The following is a 19,239-nucleotide window of genomic DNA, read 5'->3' as shown; positions in this document are numbered from 1 at the left end:
TCACAGGGGGATGGGTGCCCTTTGGTGAACGGAGACTTCCGGCGCCGCGCAACCCCCTGGGCCACGGGGGAACCCTGCCTTCGGGCAGGAGCCCCCCCGTCGGGCGCGCCCCCCCCGCGGGGCCCCCGCCTCCGTTCAGGGGCGCGGCTGGATGCCGCGCAGCTTCTCCGGGTTGACGGTGATGCGCAGTGCGGTGATCCGGCCGTCGACGGCCTCGAAGGTCATCGCGCCGATGTTCACGCCGCCGAGGACGAGCAGCAGGCCGGGCTCGCCGTTGATCTCGGCGAGGCGCATCTCCCCTTCGGCGGCCTGGGGTTTGGCCAGGACACCGAGCCACCAGCGGGCGACGTGGTCGGCTCCGTGCAGCGGGCGGCGGGCGGCGGTGACGACGCCGCCGCCGTCCGACCAGGTGACGACGTCCGGGGCGAGGAGTTCGAGCACCTCGCCGAGGTCTCCGCCGGCGCAGGCCGCGCGGAACTTCTCGGCGATCTCCCGCTGTTCGGCCGCGCCGGCGGTGAAGCGGGGGCGGCGGGCCTGGACGTGTTCGCGGGCGCGGTGCGCGCACTGGCGGACGTTCGCCTCGGACTTCCCGACGACCTCCGCGATCTCGGCGTAGGGGTACCCGAACACCTCGCGGAGCATGAACACCGCGCGTTCGGTCGGGGTCAGGGTCTCCAGTACGACCAGGACCGCCATGGAGACGGTGTCGGTCAATTCGGCCTCCTCGGCGATGTCGGGCGAGGTGAGGAGGGGTTCGGGGAGCCAGGGCCCGACGTACGCCTCGCGGACGGCCTGGGCCGACTTCAGCCGGTTCAGGCTCAGGTTGGTGACGGTGCGCACCAGGTAGGCCCTGGGGTGCTCGACGGCCGTCCGGTCGGCGCGGTTCCAGGCCAGCCAGGCGTCCTGCACGATGTCCTCGGCGTCGGCGACGCTGCCCAGCATGCGGTAGGCGGCGGCGAACAGCAGCCGCCGGTGCTCCTCGAAGTGATCATTCATGATCGACACCGTGGCATCAGCCTCCTGTTCGATCAAGTGGGGTTCACCTGGTGGTTCTTCGTTCCGTTCATGTCCAGGGGACAAGCCGCCGGGGCCGAACGTGACACTCCTGCGAGGTGACCGGGGTCACACGTCTCCGCCGGGCGGGCGTAGGCGTCTCACGGCCGCCGGCCCTCGTCCAGCGGGGCGGCCGCCGGATCGACGGAGGCCGCGGCGTCCCGGAAGCGGCGCAGGAGGTCCATGCCCTCGGTGCACTCCCACAGGTACGCCGCGACCAGCCCGCCCGGCCGGACCACCCGGGCGGCTTCGGCCACCGCGGGCCCGGGCGGTTCGAGGAAGTCGAGGGCCGGCCCGCTGACGGCCGCGTCGAACACGGCGTCGCGCAGCGGCAGCCCCGACGCGTCGGCCACGGCGAAGCGGGCCGGCCCGGGCGCGGCGGCCCGGGCCGGCGCGCTGGAGTCCGGGGGACCGGTCCAGTCCCACCACGGCGAGCGGCCGGCACCGGGCCGCCACCGTCAGGGTCAGCGCTGCGGTGCCGCGTCCGACGTCCAGCCACCGCAGACCGCTCCGGGCGCCGTGCCGTGCGACGAACACCTCGGCGCCCTGACGGCTCCACCGGCCCGTGTACCGCTCACAGGCGCGCCCCTGCACCCACGCGTCGGACGGCCGCTGCGCCGTGCGGCTGTCAGTGGTGGAACCCCGAACGGGGCGCCGCGTTCGGTACGGGCGGGGGTGAGGCCGTGAGGTGCTCCACGGACCGGCGCAGATCGGCGACGAGCAGGGCGATCTGGTCCCGGGTCACGCCGTGCCGGACGAGGACGCGCTGGATGACCGTGTCCTCCCGGTCCGCGGGCAGCGGGTACGAGGGCACCTGCCAGCCCCTCATGCGCAGCCGATCGGAGAGGTCGTAGAGGGTGAAGCCGGCCGCTTGCGGGTCGGTGAGCTTGTAGGAGACGGCCGGCAGGCCGCCCTCGCCGTCGTAGAGGAGGGTGAAGGGGCCCATCCCGGCGATCTCCCCGGCCAGGTACTGGGCGGTCTGGGCGCAGGCCTCCTGGACGCGCCGGTAGCCGCCCCGGCCCAGGCGCAGGAAGAGGTAGTACTGGGCGATGATCTCGCCGCCGGGGCGGGAGAAGTTCAGGGCGAAGGTCGGCATGTCACCGCCCAGGTAGTCCACGTCGAAGACGAGGTCCGCGGGGAGCAGGTCGGCGGTGCGCCAGACGATCCAGCCGACTCCGAGGGGCGTGAGCCCGTACTTGTGGCCGGAGGTGTTCACGGAGGCGACGCGCGGCAGCCGGAAGTCCCACACCACGTCGGGGTGGAGGAAGGGCGCGACGAATCCGCCGCTTGCGCCGTCCACGTGGATGGGGACGTCCCAGCCGCTCTCGGCCTGGATCCGGTCGAGTTCGGCGGCGATCTCGGCGACGGGCTCGTACACACAGGTGTAGGTGACGCCCAGGATGGCGACGACGCCGATGGTGTTCTCATCGACGTACGCGGCGAGCTGATGGGGCAGCAGGCCGTTCGCGCCGGGCTCCATCGGGACCTGGCGCAGCTCGACGTCGAAGTAGCGGGCGAACTTCTCCCAGCAGACCTGGACCGGGCCGCACACCAGGTTGGGGCGGTCCGTGGGGAGCCCGGCGGCGCGGCGGCGTTCGCGCCAGCGCCATTTGAGGGCGAGGCCGCCGAGCATGGCGGCCTCGCTGGAGCCGGTGGTCGAGCAGCCTGTCGCGGTGACGCCGGCGGGGGCGTTCCACAGGTCCGCCAGGATGTTGACGCAGCGGGACTCGATCTCGGCGGTCTGCGGGTACTCGTCCTTGTCGATCATGTTCTTGTCGAGGCAGTCGTTCATCAGGCGGTGGACGCCCTCGTCCGACCAGGTGGTGCAGAAGGTGGCCAGGTTCTGGGCGGCGTTGCCGTCCAGGAGGAGTTCGTTGCGGAGCAGTTCGTAGACGACCTCGGTGGGCGAGTGTTCCTCGGGCATCCGGTACTTGGGGAGGACCTCGCCGCTCAGCGCGGACGCGAACACGTCCGTGTCGGCGTCACTGGAGCGCGCGTCCTTCGTCTCATGAAGAGCCATATCGGGACTATAGGTGACAGAGTCTCCCAATTCGGGATGAGATCGAGGCGACGCGAGGGGTGGATGACGCTCCGCTTCCGGCCGACTCTGCGGTGTGACCCTCCCCATACGAGCCTTGGCAGTCCGAAAAAATTACCGTCCAGTAGACTCACCCCCGCAGATCTTCCCGTTCGAACCCCTGGATCCAGCCCGAACGGGAAGATCATCCAACTTGTTCTATGCGCAACATATCCGCCGATGTCCGGATAGCGGTCCGACGTCCCCCCGGCCCTGATACCTCTCTGGCCATGAACAAGATCACCCGCCGTCAGGCCCTGGGTACAACCGCCGGTGCACTCACCGTCGTTGGCCTGACCGCTGCCGCCGCGAGCGTCGCCACAAGCGCCGCCGCGACCCCCACCGCGTCCACACCCCCGGGCACGGTCGACCAGGTCTACAAGGGCCGCCGCATCCAGATCACCCCGGGCGAGGGGGGCCACCACGGCGGCCACCACTCCCCCGGCCAGCCCACCGTACGAATAGACGGCCGCGAACTGCACGTGATGCGCAACGCCGACGGAACCTGGATCAGCGTGATCAACCACTACGAGACGTTCTCCGACCCGACCCTGCTCGCCCGCGCCGCCGTGCGCGACCTCCAGGGCGCCGCCCTCGCCCCCTTCGGAGGTGCGGCATGACCGTCCGCAAGAACCAGGCCACGCTGACGGCCGACGAGAAGCGCGCCTTCACCTCGGCCCTCCTGGAGCTCAAGCGCACCGGCAGCTACGACCGCTTCGTCACCACCCACAACGGCTTCATCATGAGCGACACCGACTCGGGCGACAGGGTCGGCCACCGCTCCCCCTCGTTCCTGCCCTGGCACCGCCGGTTCCTGCTGGAATTCGAGGCGGCGCTGCAGAAAGTGGACGCGAACGTCGCGCTCCCGTACTGGGACTGGACCGTGGACCGCACCTCCCGCTCCTCGCTCTGGGCCCCCGACTTCCTCGGCGGCACCGGACGGGCCCGCGACGGACAGGTCCTCGACGGACCCTTCGCCTACGCCACCGGCAAGTGGAACGTGAACGTACGGGTGGACGGCCGCGCCTACCTGCGCCGCACGCTCGGCGAGGGCGTCGCCCAGCTGCCGACCAAGGCCGAGGTGGACGCCGTGCTCGCCATGCCGGTGTACGACGCGGCCCCCTGGAACAGCTCGTCCAGCGGCTTCCGCAACAACCTTGAGGGCTGGCGCGGCGCCAACCTGCACAACCGGGTGCACGTGTGGGTCGGCGGCCAGATGTCCACCGGGGTCTCCCCGAACGACCCGGTGTTCTGGATGCACCACGCCTTCATCGACAAGCTGTGGGCCGACTGGCAGGCACGCCATCCGCAGTCCACCTACCTGCCGGCCGCGGGTACCGCGAACGTCGTGGACCTGAACGACACGATGCGGCCGTGGAACGACGTGACCCCCGCCGACATGCTGAACCACCGGAAGTTCTACACCTTCGACACCGAACCGGCCGCCGCCAGCCAGCGGTAGTGCAGTTCGGGGCGGCCGACCTGGCCGTACCGGGGGGTGCGGTCCGCGCGGCCGGTGTCCACCAGGTGCTCCAGGTAGCGGCGTGCCGTGATCCGGGAGATCCCGGCCGCCTCGGCCGCCCCCGCCGCGGTCAGCCCCTCGGGCGCCGCCCGCAGCAGCGCGGCCACCCGGTCCAGGGTCGGCGCGCTCAGCCCCTTGGGCAGCTCGGCCGGACGGGGCGCGCGCAGGGCGGCCATCGCCCGGTCCACGTCGTCCTGGCCGGCGGCCTCGCCCGCGGTAGCGCGGAACTCGGCATAGCGCAGGAGCCGTTCGCGCAGCGTGGGGAAGGCGAAGGGCTTCAGTACGTACTGGACCACCCCGAGGGAGACGCTCTCGCGCACCACGGCCAGATCCCGTGCGGAAGTCACCACGATCACGTCGACGGGATGTCCGGCGGCGCGCAGCCCGCGTGCGTAGCGCAGGCCGTGCCCGTCGGGCAGCCCGAGGTCGAGCAGCAGCAGGTCGACGCGGGTCCGCTCCAGGACCCGGGTGGCCTCGGCGAGGGAGTGGACGGCGCCCACGGCGCTGAAGCCCGGCACCCGGCCCACGTAGAGCGCGTGCGCGTCGGCGGCCACCGGGTCGTCCTCGACCACCAGGACGCGTACGTCTCCCGCGCTCATCGCGGGCCCCCCGCGGCCGGATCCGCCGCGGCGCCCCGCGGGGGCACGGCCTGATCCGGCTCGACCCCCTGCGGGGCCGGCAGGCGGACCGTGAACTCCGCCCCGCCACCCGGGCCCTGCGCGGCGGTCACCGTGCCGCCGCGGCGCTGGGCCACCTGCTGGACCAGGGCGAGGCCGAGGCCGCGCCCCTCGCCCTTGCCGGACCAGCCCCGGCGGAACACGTCGACTCCCTCGGGCAGCCCGGGTCCGTTGTCCGCGACCCGCAGCAGCAGCTCGTCCCGTTCCGGCCGCAGCGTCACCGCGATCCGCGCGCCCGGTACGGCGGTCACGGCGTCGACCGCGTTGTCGATGAGGTTGCCCAGCACCGTGACGAGGTCACGGGCCGGCGGCAGCCCGCCCCCGTCGGCCAGGCTGCGGCTGTCCGCGGTGACGACCAGCTCCACGCCCCGCTCGTGCGCCTGCGCGGCCTTGCCCAGCAGCAGCGCCACCAGCACCGGCTCCCCGACCGCGGTGACCACCTCGTCGGTGAGGGCCTGGGCCAGTTCCAGTTCGGCGGTGGCGAAGTCCACCGCCTCGTCCGCGCGGCCGAGTTCGATGAGCGAGACCACGGTGTGCAGCCGGTTGGCTGCCTCGTGTGCCTGGGAGCGCAGGGCCTGCGTGAAACCCCGCTCGTGGTCCAGCTCGCCGGTCAGCGCCTGCAGTTCCGTGTGGTCCCGCAAGGTGACCACGGTGCCCCGGCGGCCGCCGCCCGCCACCGGCGAGCTGTTGACGACCAGCACCCGGTCCGCGGTCAGGTGCACCTCGTCCACCCGGGGCCGGTCGGCGAGCAGGGCCCCGGTGAGGGGGGCCGGCAGGCCGAGGTCGGCGACCCCGGTGCCGGTGATCTCACCGCCGGGCAGGCCCAGCAGTTCCCGCCCGGCGTCGTTGATCAGGGTGATCCTGCGCTGCCCGTCGAGCATGAGCAGCCCCTCGCGGACCCCGTGCAGAGCCGCCTGGTGGTAGTCGTACATCCGGCTGAGCTCGGCCGCGTTCATGCCATGAGTGTGGCGGCGCAGCCGGGCGTTGACGACGTACGTGCCGACCCCGCCGAGGGCGAGGGCGGCGGCCGCGACCCAGGCGAGGGCGGAGAGCTGCGCGCCGAGCCGGTCGCTGATCGCGCGGACCGTGATCCCGGCGCTCACCATGCCGACGATCCGGCCGTCGTCCTCCAGCGGGGTGACGACACGGATGGAGGGGCCGAGGGTGCCCGTGTAGGTCTCGCTGAAGGTCTCGCCGCGCAGCGCGGGGGCGGTGTTGCCCATGAAGGGCTCGCCGATCCGGCGCGGGTCGGGGTGGGTCCAGCGCCGCCCGTCGGGGGCCATGATCGTCACGAAGTCCACCCCGGAGTCCGCGCGGACCTTCTGGGCGTAGGGCTGCAGCTCGATCGACGGATCGCTCCCGCGGGCCGCTCCCCGTACGGCCTCGCGTACGGAAGGTGAGTCGGCGACCGCGTGGGCCACGGCGCCGGCCTGCCGCCGGGCGGCCTCCTCGGCCTGGCCCCGGGCGGTGGCGTACGCGTAGACGGCGCAGCCCGCGACGACCAGCGCGACCAGCAGGACCTGCATGGCGAAGAGCTGGCCGGCGAGGCTGCGCGGGGGCCGGGGGAAGCGGAACATGGCGCTCAGTGTGCACCGGGTCGTGAACTCAATGAACGCAAGGGTGACCGGGGTCACAGCCCTGGGCGATGGTCTCCCCGAACGTATTCACCACCGGGAGGCATCGTGGCCGCCAGACGCGACAGAACGCACTATCTCTACATCGCGGTGATCGGCGCGGTGCTGCTCGGCATCGCCGTCGGCTTCGCCGCACCCGGCGTGGCCGTGGAGCTCAAGCCTCTGGGCACCGGCTTCGTCAACCTCATCAAGATGATGATCTCGCCCGTGATCTTCTGCACGATCGTGCTGGGCATCGGGTCCGTCCGCAAGGCCGCCAAGGTGGGCGCCGTCGGCGGTCTCGCCCTCGGCTACTTCATGATCATGTCCACGGTGGCGCTGGCCATCGGCCTGCTGGTGGGCAACCTGCTGGAGCCGGGCAGCGGCCTGCACCTGACCGAGGCGGCGCGCAGCGCGGGCGAGGCGCAGGCCAAGGCGGGCGGGGCGGAGAGCACGCCGGAATTCCTGCTCGGGATCATCCCGACCACACTGGTGTCCGCCTTCACCGGGGGCGAGGTGCTCCAGACGCTGCTGGTGGCGCTGCTCTGCGGGTTCGCGCTACAGGCCATGGGCGCGGCGGGAGAGCCGGTGCTGCGGGGCATCGGGCACATCCAGAAGCTGGTGTTCCGGGTCCTCGCGATGATCATGTGGGCGGCTCCGGTGGGCGCCTTCGGGGCGATCGCGGCGGTGGTCGGGGCCACCGGCATCGACGCGCTGAAGTCCCTCGCCGTCATCATGATCGGCTTCTACACGACCTGTCTGCTCTTCGTGTTCGTGGTCCTGGGCACCCTGCTGCGGGTGTGCACGGGGGTCAGCGTCTTCGCGCTGCTGCGCTACCTGGGCCGGGAGTTCCTGCTGATCCTCTCGACCTCCTCGTCGGAGTCGGCGCTGCCGCGGCTGATCGCGAAGATGGAGCACCTGGGGGTGTCGCGGCCGGTCACCGGGATCACCGTGCCGACCGGGTACTCCTTCAACCTGGACGGGACCGCGATCTATCTGACGATGTCCTCGCTGTTCGTCGCCGAGGCGATGGGCAAGCCGCTCGCCCTGGGCGAGCAGATCTCGCTGCTGCTGTTCATGATCATCGCCTCGAAGGGCGCGGCCGGGGTGACCGGCGCGGGCCTGGCGACGCTCGCCGGCGGACTCCAGTCGCACCGGCCGGAACTGGTGGACGGGGTCGGCCTGATCGTGGGCATCGACCGGTTCATGAGCGAGGCCCGGGCCCTGACCAACTTCGCGGGCAACGCGGTCGCGACGGTGCTCATCGGGACGTGGACGAAGGAGTTCGACCACGCGCGGGCCGCCGAAGTCCTCGGGGGCCGGCTGCCGTTCGACGAGTCCACGCTGGTCGACGACGGGCACGGGGCGCCGGCGGGGACGGAGCCGGCCCGGACAGAGTCGGCCGGGTCGGATCCCGCCGGGTCCGACACGGCGCCGACCGCCATGCCTGCCCCGTCGCACGGCCCCAAGGACGGCGTACCGGTCTAGCCGGACCGCCCGCACGGGCCGGCCGGGCAGGGCTCGCCCCCACGGTGCCCAGCCCGGCCGGCCCGCCACATTCTCCGCACTTGTACCCATAGTCGGGATTCGGCCACCGATAAACGAACCCCGGTGCTGCAAAAGGTACTTCCGTAACCGGCCGCGTGCATGACATCTTGCGTCCACCACTTGTTTCGTACGACCCGGCATGACCACCGGGTCTTCGGAGGACGCATTGATACCCCACATATCCAGCCGACCTCGACGTACCCTCGTGCTAGCCGCCACGCTCGGCGCGGCACTCGCCTTCGGCGCCCCCGCCGCGCTCGCCGGCACCGCCCCCGTCTCTCCCTCCGGCTCCCCCGCCCCCGCGGCGGCGGCACCCCAGGCCGCGGCCCCGACTTCCCAGAGTGCGACCTGGGTTGCCGGCACCCGCGCCTACCTCGTGATCACCGCCCCCGGTGACACCACGGCGGTGCGCAACGCCGTCACCGCCAACGGCGGCACGGTGTTCAACAACTACGACGCGATCGGCGTGATCATCGCCCACTCCGCGTCCGGCACCTTCGCCTCCACCATGCGCGGTGTGAGCGGCGTCCAGCAGGTCGGCGCCACCCGCACCTCGGACGTGCCGGCGGACGCCTACAACCCGGCGCTGCCCGCCAACCCGGCGCAGTCCACGACGCCTTCGGGCGAGCCGGTCCGCGCGGACATGACCCAGATCAAGGCCGACCAGGCCTGGGCCGTCACCACCGGTTCCGCCTCCGTCAAGGTCGGCATCCTGGACACCGGTGTGGACGACCAGCACCAGGACCTGGCCCCGAACTTCAACGCGGCGGACTCCGCGTCCTGCGCCTACGGCAAGCCGGACACCCGTTCGGGCGCCTGGCGGGACGTCGGCACCCACGGCACGCACGTGGCCGGTACGGTCGCCGCCGCCAAGAACGGCAAGGGCGTCATCGGCGTCGCGCCGGGCGTGAAGATCTCCTCGGTGCGCATCGCCGAGCCGACGTCCTCGCTCTTCTTCGCCGAGAACACGGTCTGCGGCTTCATGTGGGCCGGTGACCACGGCTTCAAGGTCACCAACAACAGCTACTACACGGACCCGTGGCAGTTCAACTGCCCGGACAACGCCGACCAGGCCGCGATCATCGAGGGCGTCAAGCGCGCCCAGGAGTACGCCGAGGGCAAGGGCTCGCTGCAGGTCGCGGCGGCCGGCAACTCCAACATCGACCTGGCCAACAAGACGACCGACACCGAGTCCCCGAACGACTCCACCCCGGTCACCCGCACCATCACCAACGCCTGCCTGGACATCCCGACCGAACTCCCGGGCGTGGTCACGGTCTCCGCGATGGGCACCACCGCGAAGGCCTCGTACTCCAACTACGGCCTGAACGTCGTCGACGTCACGGCCCCCGGCGGCGACGCCACCGGCATCTACAGCACCCTGCCGGGCGGCAAGTACGGCAGCATGAGCGGTACGTCGATGGCGTCCCCGCACGTCGCCGGTGTGGCGGCCCTGCTCGCCAGCACCAACCCGGGCATCACCCCGGCGCAGCTGCGCGACAAGCTGGCCACCCAGGCCAACGACGTCGCCTGCCCGTCGGACAGCCGCTGCAAGGGCACCACGGCGAAGAACGGCTTCTTCGGCGAGGGCCAGGTCGACGCCCTCAAGGCGGTCGGCTCCACCCCGCCGCCCGGCAAGTACTTCGAGAACCCCGGTGACTTCGCCATCGGCGACAACACCACCGTGGAGAGCCCGATCACCGTCAGCGGGGTGACCGGCAACGCCCCGGCCACCCTCAAGGTGGGCGTGAACATCGTGCACACCTACATCGGTGACCTGAAGGTCGACCTGATCGCCCCGGACGGCACCGTCTACACGGTCCACAACCGGGCCGGCGGCAGCACCGACAACATCAGCCAGGTCTTCACCGTCAACGCCTCCTCCGAGGTCGCGAACGGCACCTGGAAGCTGCGGGTCAACGACAACGCCGGCGGCGACACCGGCAAGATCGACTCCTGGAACCTGACCTTCTGAGAAGGCGGTCCTGGGGGACCTGAACCCATCCGCGAGCCAGTCGAAGACGGCCTCGCCGTGCTGTTGGGGGGCCATCGGGGAGCAGTGCAACTGCGCCCCGGTGGCCTCCTTCATCTTCACCTACTCCGTGCGCGAGGTCAGCAGGTCGTACATCTGCCGCGGCCGGCCCGGGTAGAAGGTCTCGAAGCGCTTCTTGACCGTGAAGGCCAGCGTCGCGCAGCTCCTTGTCGAAGCCGAGCCACGGGCTGACGCAGCCCGGCTGGCAGACGACCGCCGCGCGCCGGTGCGCGAAGGCGGTGGCGCGCGCCGGCTGTCCCTGGCCGGGGCCGTCGGCGGCCACCGCCCGGGCGCCGCCGCCCAGGGCGAGGGGAGCCCGCACCGGCGGCGAGTCCGGTGAGCGCGGCACGGCGGGACAGCTCGGACGGCTGGTGCGGTGAAGGAGCCGTCATGCAGCGGACCGTAGGAGCAGCCCGGGTGGCGCCGCAGCCGGCCACACCCTGCGCCCATCCGAACGGCCCCTACCGCGTCCGCAGCACGCAGTCCCCGCAGAGCCCGCCGCCGGGCACCCGGTAGTACAGGCAGCAGCTGCGCCGTACGAAGGCCACCCCGAGCCCCTCCTCGTGGACGAAGGTGCCGGTCCCCGCCAGGGCTCCGCCCTCGGCCAGCAGGGCGCCCGCCAGCGCCACGGCCGCGCCGCCCGGCACCCGGTCGAGCAGCACCCGCAGCGCGCCGACGAGCCCGGACGCCGCGTTCCCCCGCAGGACCTTCTGGGAGACCCCGAACCGCTCCCGCAGACCCGCGTCGAGCACGGCCAGGTTCCCCAGGACCGTCTCGCCGAGCGTCTCGGCCGGCCGGTCCACGGGCTCGGGCAGCCACAGCTCCAGCGACCCCGCGTCCGGCAGCCTCCACCACACCCGGTCTGCGGCCAGGTCGGGCACCCGCCCGGCCAGCGCCGCGCACCCCAGCCCGAGCGACCACAGCCGGGAGGCGATCCCGAGCTGGGCCGTCGAGGCGGCGACGCGGCCGGGGCCGCTGCCGATCCGCCGGCCCACCTCCGCTACGTACGGCCCCAGCCGCTCCCCGTACAGCGCCGTCAGCGGCCGGAAGCCGGGCCCGGGCGGCTCCGTCCCGTACGGGACGGTGAAGAAGGGCCCCACGGCGGCCAGTCGCCGCAGTACGTCGTCCATGCCCGCAATGATCTCAGGCGCGGCCGGGGCGACCCCGGGCGGTCGGCTCAGAGCCCGGCGAGGAACTCCAGCAGCGCCCGGTTGAAGGCCTCCGGCTGCTCCACGCCGGGCAGGTGGCCGGCCCCCTCGATGACGGTGAGCACCGCGTTCGGCAGCAGCGCGTGCAGCGCCTCGGCCTCGGCCACCGGTGTGTAGACGTCGTCCGCGCCGACCAGCACCAGGCAGGGCTCCGCGGTCTCGGCGAGGACGGGCCGGTAGTCGGGGCGCTCGGCCCGGCCGCGCAGCGCGGCGGCCGCGCCCTGCGGGTCGGTCGCGCACATCATGGCGCTCACCCGTGCGGCGGCCTCGGGCATGCCGGTCACGTTGTAGGGCGCCAGCATCTTGTCCATGACCTCCTCGGCGTACGGCCGCATGCCCTCGGCGATCAGCCGTTCGGCCGTCTCCCGGCGCAGCTTCGCGCCCTCGTCCGTCTCCGGGACCGGCGAGGTGTCGGAGAGCACGAGGGCCCTTACCAGACCCGGGTGGCGCAGTCGGAGCTCCATCGCGATCTGACCGCCCATGGACACACCACCGACGACCACCTGTTCGATGCCCAGGCGGGCGAGGAGGGAGGCGAGATCATCGGCGAGATCGGCGAGCAGGGCCTTGCCCGGTACGACCGGGCTTTCCCCGTATCCCCGCAGGTCAGCGGCGATCACACGGTACCCGGCGGCCGTGAGCGCGGCCGTCTGGGGGGCCCACATCGTGCGGTTGAAGGGATGTCCGTGGATCAGGATTACGGGCGCTCCGTCGCGGGGACCCAAGTCCTCGAAAATCAGCGTCACACCATTGCCAAATTGGGGGTTCATGAGAGGACATTAAGGGGCTACATTGAGCCACTCGCGTTCACCTGACAGCCGGTTGCCTTTCACTCGTGTTTTGCACGGGGGGCGACGTCATGGACGCAGACTGTGCAACCACCCCACCGCCCAGAAGGACCGAAGGCTCCGTGCCCGTACCCGTACACCTCGCGGGCCGCACCGTGCGGCTCGAGCCCCTCGCCCCCCACCACACCGAGGCTCTGGCCGTGGCCGGGGCCGAGGATCGTACGACTTACGCCTTCACCCCCGTACCCCATGGGGTGCAGGCGTCCCACGAGTACATCGACCGTGCCCTCGCCGATCAGGCGGCGGGTCGATCGCTCCCCTTCGCCATCGTCAGAGCCACTGACGGGCGTGTCGTCGGTTCGACCCGGTTCCTGGAACTCGACTACTGGCAGGGGCCACTGGTGTGGCCCGCCGTGCCGGGCGTCCCGTTCGGCGATCCGGCGACGGCGATCCCCGATGCCGCGGAGATCGGCAATACCTGGCTGTCCCCCGCCGCCCAGGGAACCGGCATCAACACCGAGGCGAAGCTGCTCATGCTCCGCCATGCCTTCGAGACCTGGGGTGTGAGGCGCATCTCGCTGCGCGCCGACGCGCGCAACGGCCGGTCGAGAGCCGCGATGGAACGTCTCGGCTTCACCTGCGAGGGGGTCCGCCGGGCCCATTCGCGGGGACTGGACGGCGCCGTCCGCAGTACCGCCTTCTACTCGATCCTCGACGAGGAGTGGCCGGCCGTGCGGTCGATCATCGAGCTGAGGCTGTCGGCCGGTGCGCAGCGCAAGCGGCGCCGCAAGACGCTGATCCCGGCCTAGCCGGAACGGACACCGGAACAGACAAACGGAAAAACGGTCCTGCCCCCGCCCCGGCCCGCCATGGGCCGGTCGTGGGGGCGGGCGTTCCCGGGGCCTCGCCGCGGTCTCCTCATCCGAGGAAGGCCGGGGCGAGGGCCGAGTCCATGAGCCGGGTGGGGGCGCCGCTCCCGTCGGCCGCCACCGAGTACAGATCGGCGCCGAAGTCTCCCGGCAGGGCGTAGACGACCGTCCGGTCGTCGGTCCACACCACCTGGTCGTCCACGCTGCGCTCCTCACCGAGCGGGGTCTCCGCGCCGGAGGCCAGGTCGAGTGCGTACAGCCGCCACGGTGCCTCGGCCGGCAGGCCCGGTACCCGCTTCTTGAACACCACCCGGGTCCCGCCGGGTGACAGCGACGGGCACTCGACGTTCTCGCGCAGGGTGGTCACCGTGCGTGCGCCCACGTCCCCCCGGACCAGGTGGGTCCGGCCGCCGGTCGCCAGCGTCGCGTAGAAGGTCCGCTCGTCGGCGGCGAAGGTGACGCCCCAGAAATTCACGTCGGCGCTGCGGTACGGCTTGCCGTCCTTGAGGATCGTGAAGTCCTCCAGCGAGGCGTCGAGCCGGCCCGTGCGCAGGTCGAGCACCGAGGTCCGCGTCGAGAAGTTCGTACCGGCGTACGAGTCCCCGCCGACGAAGACGGTCCAGGCGGCGAGGTGCCCGCCGGGCGAGACGCGGGCGCGGGTGGGGACGCCGTTCAGCGGATGCGCCGCCACCTCCTTCAGGCGGGCGTCGAGGATCACGGCCTGGTAGCCGTCCTGGACCCCGCTCCGGTCCGCCCGGAGGCAGACCCCGGTGCCGCCGGCCGCGTGGAAGCGCAGACAGCTCACCCCGGACGCGGTGCGGTCCCCCTCGGGCGCGCCGGCCGGGACGGTGGCGAGCTCGTCGCGGTGCGGGCCCCAGGCCATGTTGCGGAACACGATCCGCCGGCCGTCCTCGCCCGGGGCCAGGGAGACCGCGCCCGCCGAGATCCGCGGGCCGCCCGCCCGGGCGTGGTCCTTCTCCTCGGCCCGGGACGATGCCCGCAGTACGGCGACCACACCCACGGCGGCGAGCAGGAGCACCGCGGTCGCGAACAGCAGGATCCGGCGCTGGAAGGTCATGGAGGCTCCGGGCGGGGTGGGGGTCCGGGGGCTGGGCGGGGGCACCATACCCAGCGGCCCCTGCATGAGCCAGGGACGTACGCCGTCGGGTGGGGGAACTCCATGTGCCGTGCGGGCGGCAGGCAATGACCTCCCCCAGGGCACCCCAAGAGAAGGAAAAATGCGGAACCCTGACATGCTTTCGTTCATCCTTCGAACGGAAGGATCCAGCTTCCAGACCACCCCGCCCCTCTGGGGCAGCACCAGCCGGAGAGCCACCGCACATGTCGTACGCACCCGACGGGCAGCAGTACCAGCCGTACCGGCCGCAAGGGCAGACCCCGCAGCCGCCCTACGGCGACCAGTACGGCCAGCCGTACGGACAGCAGCCGTACGGGGCCGGGGGCGGGCAGCAGCCGCCCCCCGGCCGGCCGCAGCCTCCGTACGGGCAGCAGCCGCAGTACGAGTACGAGCCGCAGGACCACCAGGAGCAGCCCGAGCCCCCGCGCCGCAAGTCCCGGGGCCGGCGCTGGGTGATCGCGGGCGCCACCGTCCTCGCGCTCGCGGGCATAGCCGCGCTCGTGATGAACCACTACGAGATACCCCCCTTCACCGACAAGGGCTCCGCCGTGTCCTTCGGGCAGCCGTCCGCGGGCGGCGGCAAGAAGAACGACGCACCGCAGCAGGCGGCCAACTCGAAGATGCTGATGCCGACGGGTCCGGCCGCCGACTTCAAGAACTCGATGACCCTGCCCGACGGCACCCACGTGGCCGTCACCACGCTGGACGGCAAGAAGTCCGGCTTCAAGGGCAAGGTCTGGGTCTGGGCGCCCAAGGAGTACAACGACCCGAAGTTCGCCAAGAGCGGCTTCCCGGTCATGATCGCCCTCCCGGGCGGCGCCGGTTACCCCAGCAACTACTGGATGGGCACCGACCTCGGTCTGCAGACCAGCATCAGCAAGTGGTACGCCGAGGGGAAGAGCAAGCCCTTCATCCTGGCCATGCCGGTGCTCAACCCGGCGCCGGACGACAAGGGCATCTACTGGGACGGCTCCGACATACCCGGCCAGCCCAAGATGGGCACCTGGCTGGCCGAGGACGTCCCCGACCTGATGAAGGCGAACTTCCGCACCGTCAAGTCCCGTGACGGCTGGGCCTTCATGGGCTCCTCCACCGGCGGGTTCGCGGGTCTGAAGGCCGTGCTGAAGCACCCGGACAAGTTCAAGGCCGTGATCGCCTCCGGCCCGGACATCGTCCCGGACTCCTCCCTGTGGAAGGGCCACGACAAGGAGAAGGCCGAGAACAACCCGGAGGTGCTGGCGAAGCAGCTCATCGACAGCAAGGGTCCGGACGTGTACCTGGCCTTCCAGGTCGGCGACAGCGAGAACAACAAGAAGACCCTGCCGGACGTGCAGAAGTTCATCGCCACCTACGGCAACAAGGGGCCCATACACGCCGAGTTGAGGGTCATCAGGGGCGGCCAGCACAACGCCAAGACCTACGTCCCCAACATGGGTGAGGGACCGGTCCAGTTCATCAGCAAGGTCATGGAAGGACCCGTCGAGTAACCACCGGCGCCCCCGCACGATCGAGTTCCGGCCCGCCGAACATCTTCGGCGGGCCGTTTCCGTCCCAGGCCGCCCAGCCCGGGTCACCCGTCACCGCGAACCGCACCCAGGCCGCGTGCATCTCGTCGGCCAGCGCCTGCGGGGCGTCCGGCCCGGCCAGCCAGGAGGCCTCCGGCGCCGCGAGCGTGTCGAACACGAAGCCGATCTCCAGGGCGTGGCAGGCGCCGAGCCCCGGGACGCCGGAGGGCCAGCCGAACTCGTACAGATAGCTCGGCGCCGCCCGCCGCGCCCCCGCGAGCCGGCGCAGCGGGTCGCGCAGCAGCCGGTCGGTGATCAGCTGGCCGACGAGCTCGGCCGGACCCGCCCCGGGCAGGGCGGCGCGCAGCGCCCGTACGTCGGCCCGCTCCTTGCCGGAGCGGGCGCGGGCCAGCGACACGGCGAGCGGGCCCAGCCGGTCCAGCAGCCGCATCCCGCCGGTGGGGGCGAGCCAGAGCCGGTACTCGTCGCTGGTCCATCCGAGGAGCAGGGGCACGTCGGCGGAGACGGTGGAGCCGGTCAGGGCGTCGAGGGGGTCGCCGGGGACCGTGCCGGGATCGGCGACCAGGCCGAAGGCGGGTCCGCCGAGGAGCGGGCTGGAGCGGCGCAGCACGGCGGCCTGGGCGGCGAGCAGGGTGGGCAGGGCGGTGGCCGTGAAGGCCTCGGCGGTGGCGTCCGCCTTGAGCAGTGAGGCCATGCGCCGGACCATGGTGCGCACCTTGTCGCGCGGCAGGACCTCGGGGGCTCCGCTCTGCAGGACGGCCCGGGCGAAGAGCCCGGTGGCGCGCGGGGCGGCCAGGAGGGCGCCGATGCTGATGGCTCCGGCGGATTCGCCGAAGACGGTGACCCGGGCGGGGTCCCCGCCGAAGGCCTCGATGTTGTCGCGGACCCATTCCAGGGCGGCGATCTGGTCGAGCAGGCCGCGGTTGGCGGGAGCGTCGGGGAAGAGGCCGTAGCCGAGGACGCCGAGCCGGAAGTTGCAGGAGACGAGGACGACGCCGTCACGGGCGAAGGCCGAGCCGTCGTACACGGGCACGGCCGAGGAGCCGCGGGTGTGCGCCCCGCCGTGGATCCACACCATGACGGGCAGCCGGGCTCCGGGCGCGGGGTCGGGGGTCCACACGTTCACGCTCAGGCAGTCGTCCCCGGGGATCTCGGGGTCGGGCAGCAGGGCCGCGAACGTGTCCGGGTAGGGCACCTTGGGCGCGGTGGGGCCGAAGGCCGTGGCATCGCGCACGCCGTCCCAGGCGGCCGGGGGCCGGGGCGCCGCGAAGCGGAGGGGGCCGACGGGCGGGGCGGCGTACGGGATGCCCCGGAAGACGGCGGTCCCGCCGGCCCCGGTCCGGCCCTCGACCACACCGGCCGCGGTCCTGACCCTCGGCCGGCTCCCGCCGCCGGCTCCGGCGTCGCCCACTGCGCTCATCCCGTCCTCCTGAACCCTGGTGCTGGGCGCACGGTCGCACAGCCGTCCAACGGGTGACAAGGCGTGACCGTGCCCGGGCCCGCCCAGGTTGGACGGGCATGCGATTCCTGCGTATCCACCACACCACGGTGCCCGTCCTGCTGCTCGCGGGCGCCACGCTCCTCGGCGGCCCGGCCCTGGCCGCGGCCGGTCCGGAGTTCCAGTACGTCGGCCAGGACGACCAGGTCCACGGGCTCTCCGCGCCGAAGGGCTGCGTCGAGGCGGAGGGCGGCGGCGCCCGGGCGGTCACGAACGGGACCCGGGGCACGGCGACCCTCTACCGGGAACCGGGCTGCTCGGGCCCGGTGGTCGGGGCGCTGCGGCCCGGCGACGTCAGCCAGGTGAGGCCCTACTTCGCCTCGGTGCGTTTTCCCGTCACCGGGTAGGCCTACCGGCCGTGACCCCTCGGCCGTCCCTGCGTTGTATGCCATGTCAAATGCCGCAGAGTCTGCGGCGCCCCACATCTCACGAGGAGATCTTGATGTCGCGTATCGCGAAGGCATTCGCCATCACCGCTGTCACCGGTAGCGCCGTGGTCGCCGGTGCCGGTCTGGCCGTCGCCGATGCCGGAGCGCACGGTGCGGCGGTCGGCTCCCCCGGTGTCCTGTCGGGCAACCTGCTCCAGGTTCCGGTGCACGTTCCGGTCAACGTCTGCGGCAACACGGTGAACGTGATCGGTCTGCTGAACCCCGCGTTCGGCAACACCTGCGTCAACGCGTCGGGCCACGGTGACAAGCACCACACCGAGGGCGAGGGCTACGGCCACTGATCGCCTGATCGACGGAAGGGCCCCCGCCGGATGGCGGGGGCCCTTCCCGTGTGTGTCGTCTCCTTGCCTCGCCCCGGGCATATCACTCGTAGCGGTACAGGGTCCGGTGGCCGAGGATCTCGCGCGGCGGGATGTTCCACGGTGGCATCGGCTCGTCGAGGGAGATCACCCGGCCCTGCTGGAGGTCGCCGCGGGCGAGGGGGGCGGCGGGCAGGTAGCCGGCGGCGGGGTGCTTCTGCTGCCAGCGGTCCCAGATCAGGTCCACGAAGGCGTGGTGCAGCCAGAAGGCCGGGTCGTTGGGCGCCGTGCCGCCCGTCATGTGGCCGCCGATCCACTGGTGGACCTTGTTGTGGTTGCGCCAGCGCTCGCTCTTGGGCGCTGCCCAGCCCTCCAGTTTGTTGCGGAAGCCGCCCGCGCCCGCGGTGGAGTCCCACGGCGCGCTGTCGTAGACCGGATCGTCGATCGCCCATTGCAGTTCGGCCGCGGTGGGCAGCTTGATCGGGTTCTGCGGCCGGCCGAGGTTGCGGGTGAGGAAGGCGGACTCCGTGATGCCCACGGTCACCGTCCAGTTGCCCTTGTCGTAGGCGAACGGGCCGGTCATCACCTTGCGGTCGCTCGCCCGGCCGGTGCCGCCGAGGAAGTCGTCGGCCCAGAGGGAGGAGACCGGGCTGGTGTCGGTGGTCCAGTCCCAGTACGGGATGGACACGCCCGCGTCGATCTCCTGCAGCCTCCGCTCGAACTCCAGCAGGTAGAGCCGGTGCCAGGGGAAGAACGAGGGTGACATGTGCCCGACGCGCAGCTTGCGGTCGCGGTCGGGCACGAAGTACTTGTCGTGCGTGCGCACGAACGTGTCGTAGGTGCCGTTGCGTTTCAACTCCAGCACCGCCGTCGTGAACCGCTTCTTCTGGGCACTGGTCAGGTTCTTCTGGTTCTGCCGGGTGTGCAACGCGGGGGTCTCCC

The 19,239-nt window shown here is 72.1% G+C and carries 18 protein-coding genes; 8 read left to right on the top strand and 10 right to left on the bottom strand.

Features of this window, described 5'->3' with window-relative positions; translation table 11 throughout:
- Nucleotides 1-135 precede the first annotated feature (135 nt).
- The 3 genes from ACZ4VT_RS17800 to ACZ4VT_RS17790 all read right to left on the bottom strand — a co-directional run bounded on the left by ACZ4VT_RS17800 (nt 136) and on the right by ACZ4VT_RS17790 (nt 3,073).
- The gene (locus ACZ4VT_RS17800) at nt 136-996 is read right to left on the bottom strand and encodes an RNA polymerase sigma-70 factor (protein ID WP_467950625.1); all 861 of its coding nucleotides are present in this window, start codon (nt 994-996) and stop codon (nt 136-138) included.
- Between the two features lie 158 nt (nt 997-1,154).
- Complete coding sequence (locus ACZ4VT_RS17795) at nt 1,155-1,406, bottom strand: methyltransferase domain-containing protein (protein ID WP_467950623.1); 252 nt, start codon at nt 1,404-1,406, stop codon at nt 1,155-1,157.
- Between the two features lie 275 nt (nt 1,407-1,681).
- A complete protein-coding gene (locus ACZ4VT_RS17790) occupies nt 1,682-3,073 on the bottom strand; it encodes a glutamate decarboxylase (protein WP_467950621.1) in 1,392 nt (463 codons plus the stop codon).
- 287 nt (nt 3,074-3,360) lie between these two features.
- Here ACZ4VT_RS17790 and melC1 point away from each other — a divergent pair, with 287 nt between their 5' ends.
- Together melC1 and melC2 are read left to right on the top strand one after the other, a co-directional pair.
- Nucleotides 3,361-3,750, top strand: coding sequence for an apotyrosinase chaperone MelC1 (melC1, locus tag ACZ4VT_RS17785; RefSeq protein WP_467950620.1), 390 nt, complete (start codon nt 3,361-3,363; stop codon nt 3,748-3,750).
- Entirely contained in the window at nt 3,747-4,592 is an 846-nt protein-coding gene (gene melC2 / locus ACZ4VT_RS17780) for a tyrosinase MelC2 (protein WP_362804816.1), read from the top strand. Before melC1 ends, melC2 begins: the two co-directional genes overlap by 4 nt.
- Here the strand turns inward: melC2 and ACZ4VT_RS17775 are convergent.
- A complete protein-coding gene (locus tag ACZ4VT_RS17775; RefSeq protein ID WP_351295905.1) occupies nt 4,550-5,251 on the bottom strand; it encodes a response regulator in 702 nt (233 codons plus the stop codon). The two genes, melC2 and ACZ4VT_RS17775, sit on opposite strands and share 43 nt — an antisense overlap.
- Nucleotides 5,248-6,855 carry a sensor histidine kinase gene (locus ACZ4VT_RS17770; protein WP_467950637.1) on the bottom strand — a complete coding sequence of 536 codons (1,608 nt, stop codon included), beginning with the start codon at nt 6,853-6,855 and terminating at the stop codon, nt 5,248-5,250. Before ACZ4VT_RS17770 ends, ACZ4VT_RS17775 begins: the two co-directional genes overlap by 4 nt.
- Nucleotides 6,856-7,011: 156 nt before the next feature.
- On the opposite strand from ACZ4VT_RS17770, the gene ACZ4VT_RS17765 reads away from it, so the two are divergent.
- A complete protein-coding gene (locus ACZ4VT_RS17765) occupies nt 7,012-8,430 on the top strand; it encodes a cation:dicarboxylate symporter family transporter (RefSeq protein WP_467950617.1) in 1,419 nt (472 codons plus the stop codon).
- A gap of 265 nt (nt 8,431-8,695) precedes the next feature.
- Nucleotides 8,696-10,465, top strand: coding sequence for a S8 family serine peptidase (locus tag ACZ4VT_RS17760; protein ID WP_467950616.1), 1,770 nt, complete (start codon nt 8,696-8,698; stop codon nt 10,463-10,465).
- Nucleotides 10,466-10,983: 518 nt separating this feature from the next.
- Here the strand turns inward: ACZ4VT_RS17760 and ACZ4VT_RS17755 are convergent.
- Together ACZ4VT_RS17755 and ACZ4VT_RS17750 are read right to left on the bottom strand one after the other, a co-directional pair.
- The gene (locus ACZ4VT_RS17755) at nt 10,984-11,652 is read right to left on the bottom strand and encodes a (2Fe-2S)-binding protein (RefSeq protein ID WP_467950614.1); all 669 of its coding nucleotides are present in this window, start codon (nt 11,650-11,652) and stop codon (nt 10,984-10,986) included.
- 47 nt (nt 11,653-11,699) lie between these two features.
- Complete coding sequence (locus ACZ4VT_RS17750) at nt 11,700-12,500, bottom strand: alpha/beta fold hydrolase (RefSeq protein WP_467950612.1); 801 nt, start codon at nt 12,498-12,500, stop codon at nt 11,700-11,702.
- A 140-nt stretch (nt 12,501-12,640) separates the two neighbouring features.
- Here ACZ4VT_RS17750 and ACZ4VT_RS17745 point away from each other — a divergent pair, with 140 nt between their 5' ends.
- On the top strand, nt 12,641-13,327 hold the full coding sequence (locus ACZ4VT_RS17745) for a GNAT family N-acetyltransferase (RefSeq protein ID WP_326478024.1): 687 nt from the start codon (nt 12,641-12,643) through the stop codon (nt 13,325-13,327).
- A gap of 109 nt (nt 13,328-13,436) precedes the next feature.
- Here the strand turns inward: ACZ4VT_RS17745 and ACZ4VT_RS17740 are convergent, their stop codons facing one another.
- Entirely contained in the window at nt 13,437-14,465 is a 1,029-nt protein-coding gene (locus ACZ4VT_RS17740) for a TolB family protein (protein WP_467950609.1), read from the bottom strand.
- Between the two features lie 263 nt (nt 14,466-14,728).
- Here ACZ4VT_RS17740 and ACZ4VT_RS17735 point away from each other — a divergent pair, with 263 nt between their 5' ends.
- On the top strand, nt 14,729-16,012 hold the full coding sequence (locus ACZ4VT_RS17735) for an alpha/beta hydrolase (protein ID WP_467950607.1): 1,284 nt from the start codon (nt 14,729-14,731) through the stop codon (nt 16,010-16,012).
- Here ACZ4VT_RS17735 and ACZ4VT_RS17730 read toward each other — a convergent pair.
- Nucleotides 15,990-17,471, bottom strand: coding sequence for a carboxylesterase/lipase family protein (locus tag ACZ4VT_RS17730; RefSeq protein ID WP_467950605.1), 1,482 nt, complete (start codon nt 17,469-17,471; stop codon nt 15,990-15,992). The two genes, ACZ4VT_RS17735 and ACZ4VT_RS17730, sit on opposite strands and share 23 nt — an antisense overlap.
- Nucleotides 17,472-17,569: 98 nt before the next feature.
- Here ACZ4VT_RS17730 and ACZ4VT_RS17725 point away from each other — a divergent pair, with 98 nt between their 5' ends.
- Both ACZ4VT_RS17725 and ACZ4VT_RS17720 read left to right on the top strand, forming a co-directional pair.
- Entirely contained in the window at nt 17,570-17,896 is a 327-nt protein-coding gene (locus ACZ4VT_RS17725; protein ID WP_467950604.1) for a hypothetical protein, read from the top strand.
- Nucleotides 17,897-17,991: 95 nt separating this feature from the next.
- A complete protein-coding gene (locus tag ACZ4VT_RS17720) occupies nt 17,992-18,279 on the top strand; it encodes a chaplin (RefSeq protein WP_362804847.1) in 288 nt (95 codons plus the stop codon).
- 82 nt (nt 18,280-18,361) lie between these two features.
- Here ACZ4VT_RS17720 and ACZ4VT_RS17715 read toward each other — a convergent pair whose 3' ends face one another.
- The gene (locus ACZ4VT_RS17715) at nt 18,362-19,225 is read right to left on the bottom strand and encodes a tyrosinase family protein (RefSeq protein WP_467950602.1); all 864 of its coding nucleotides are present in this window, start codon (nt 19,223-19,225) and stop codon (nt 18,362-18,364) included.
- Nucleotides 19,226-19,239: the final 14 nt, after the last annotated feature.

The organism is Streptomyces sp. NPDC029164 (genome assembly GCF_055563995.1).
The sequence above is the reverse complement of the archived record's forward strand: the minus strand, read 5'-3'. Positions and strand labels throughout refer to the sequence as shown.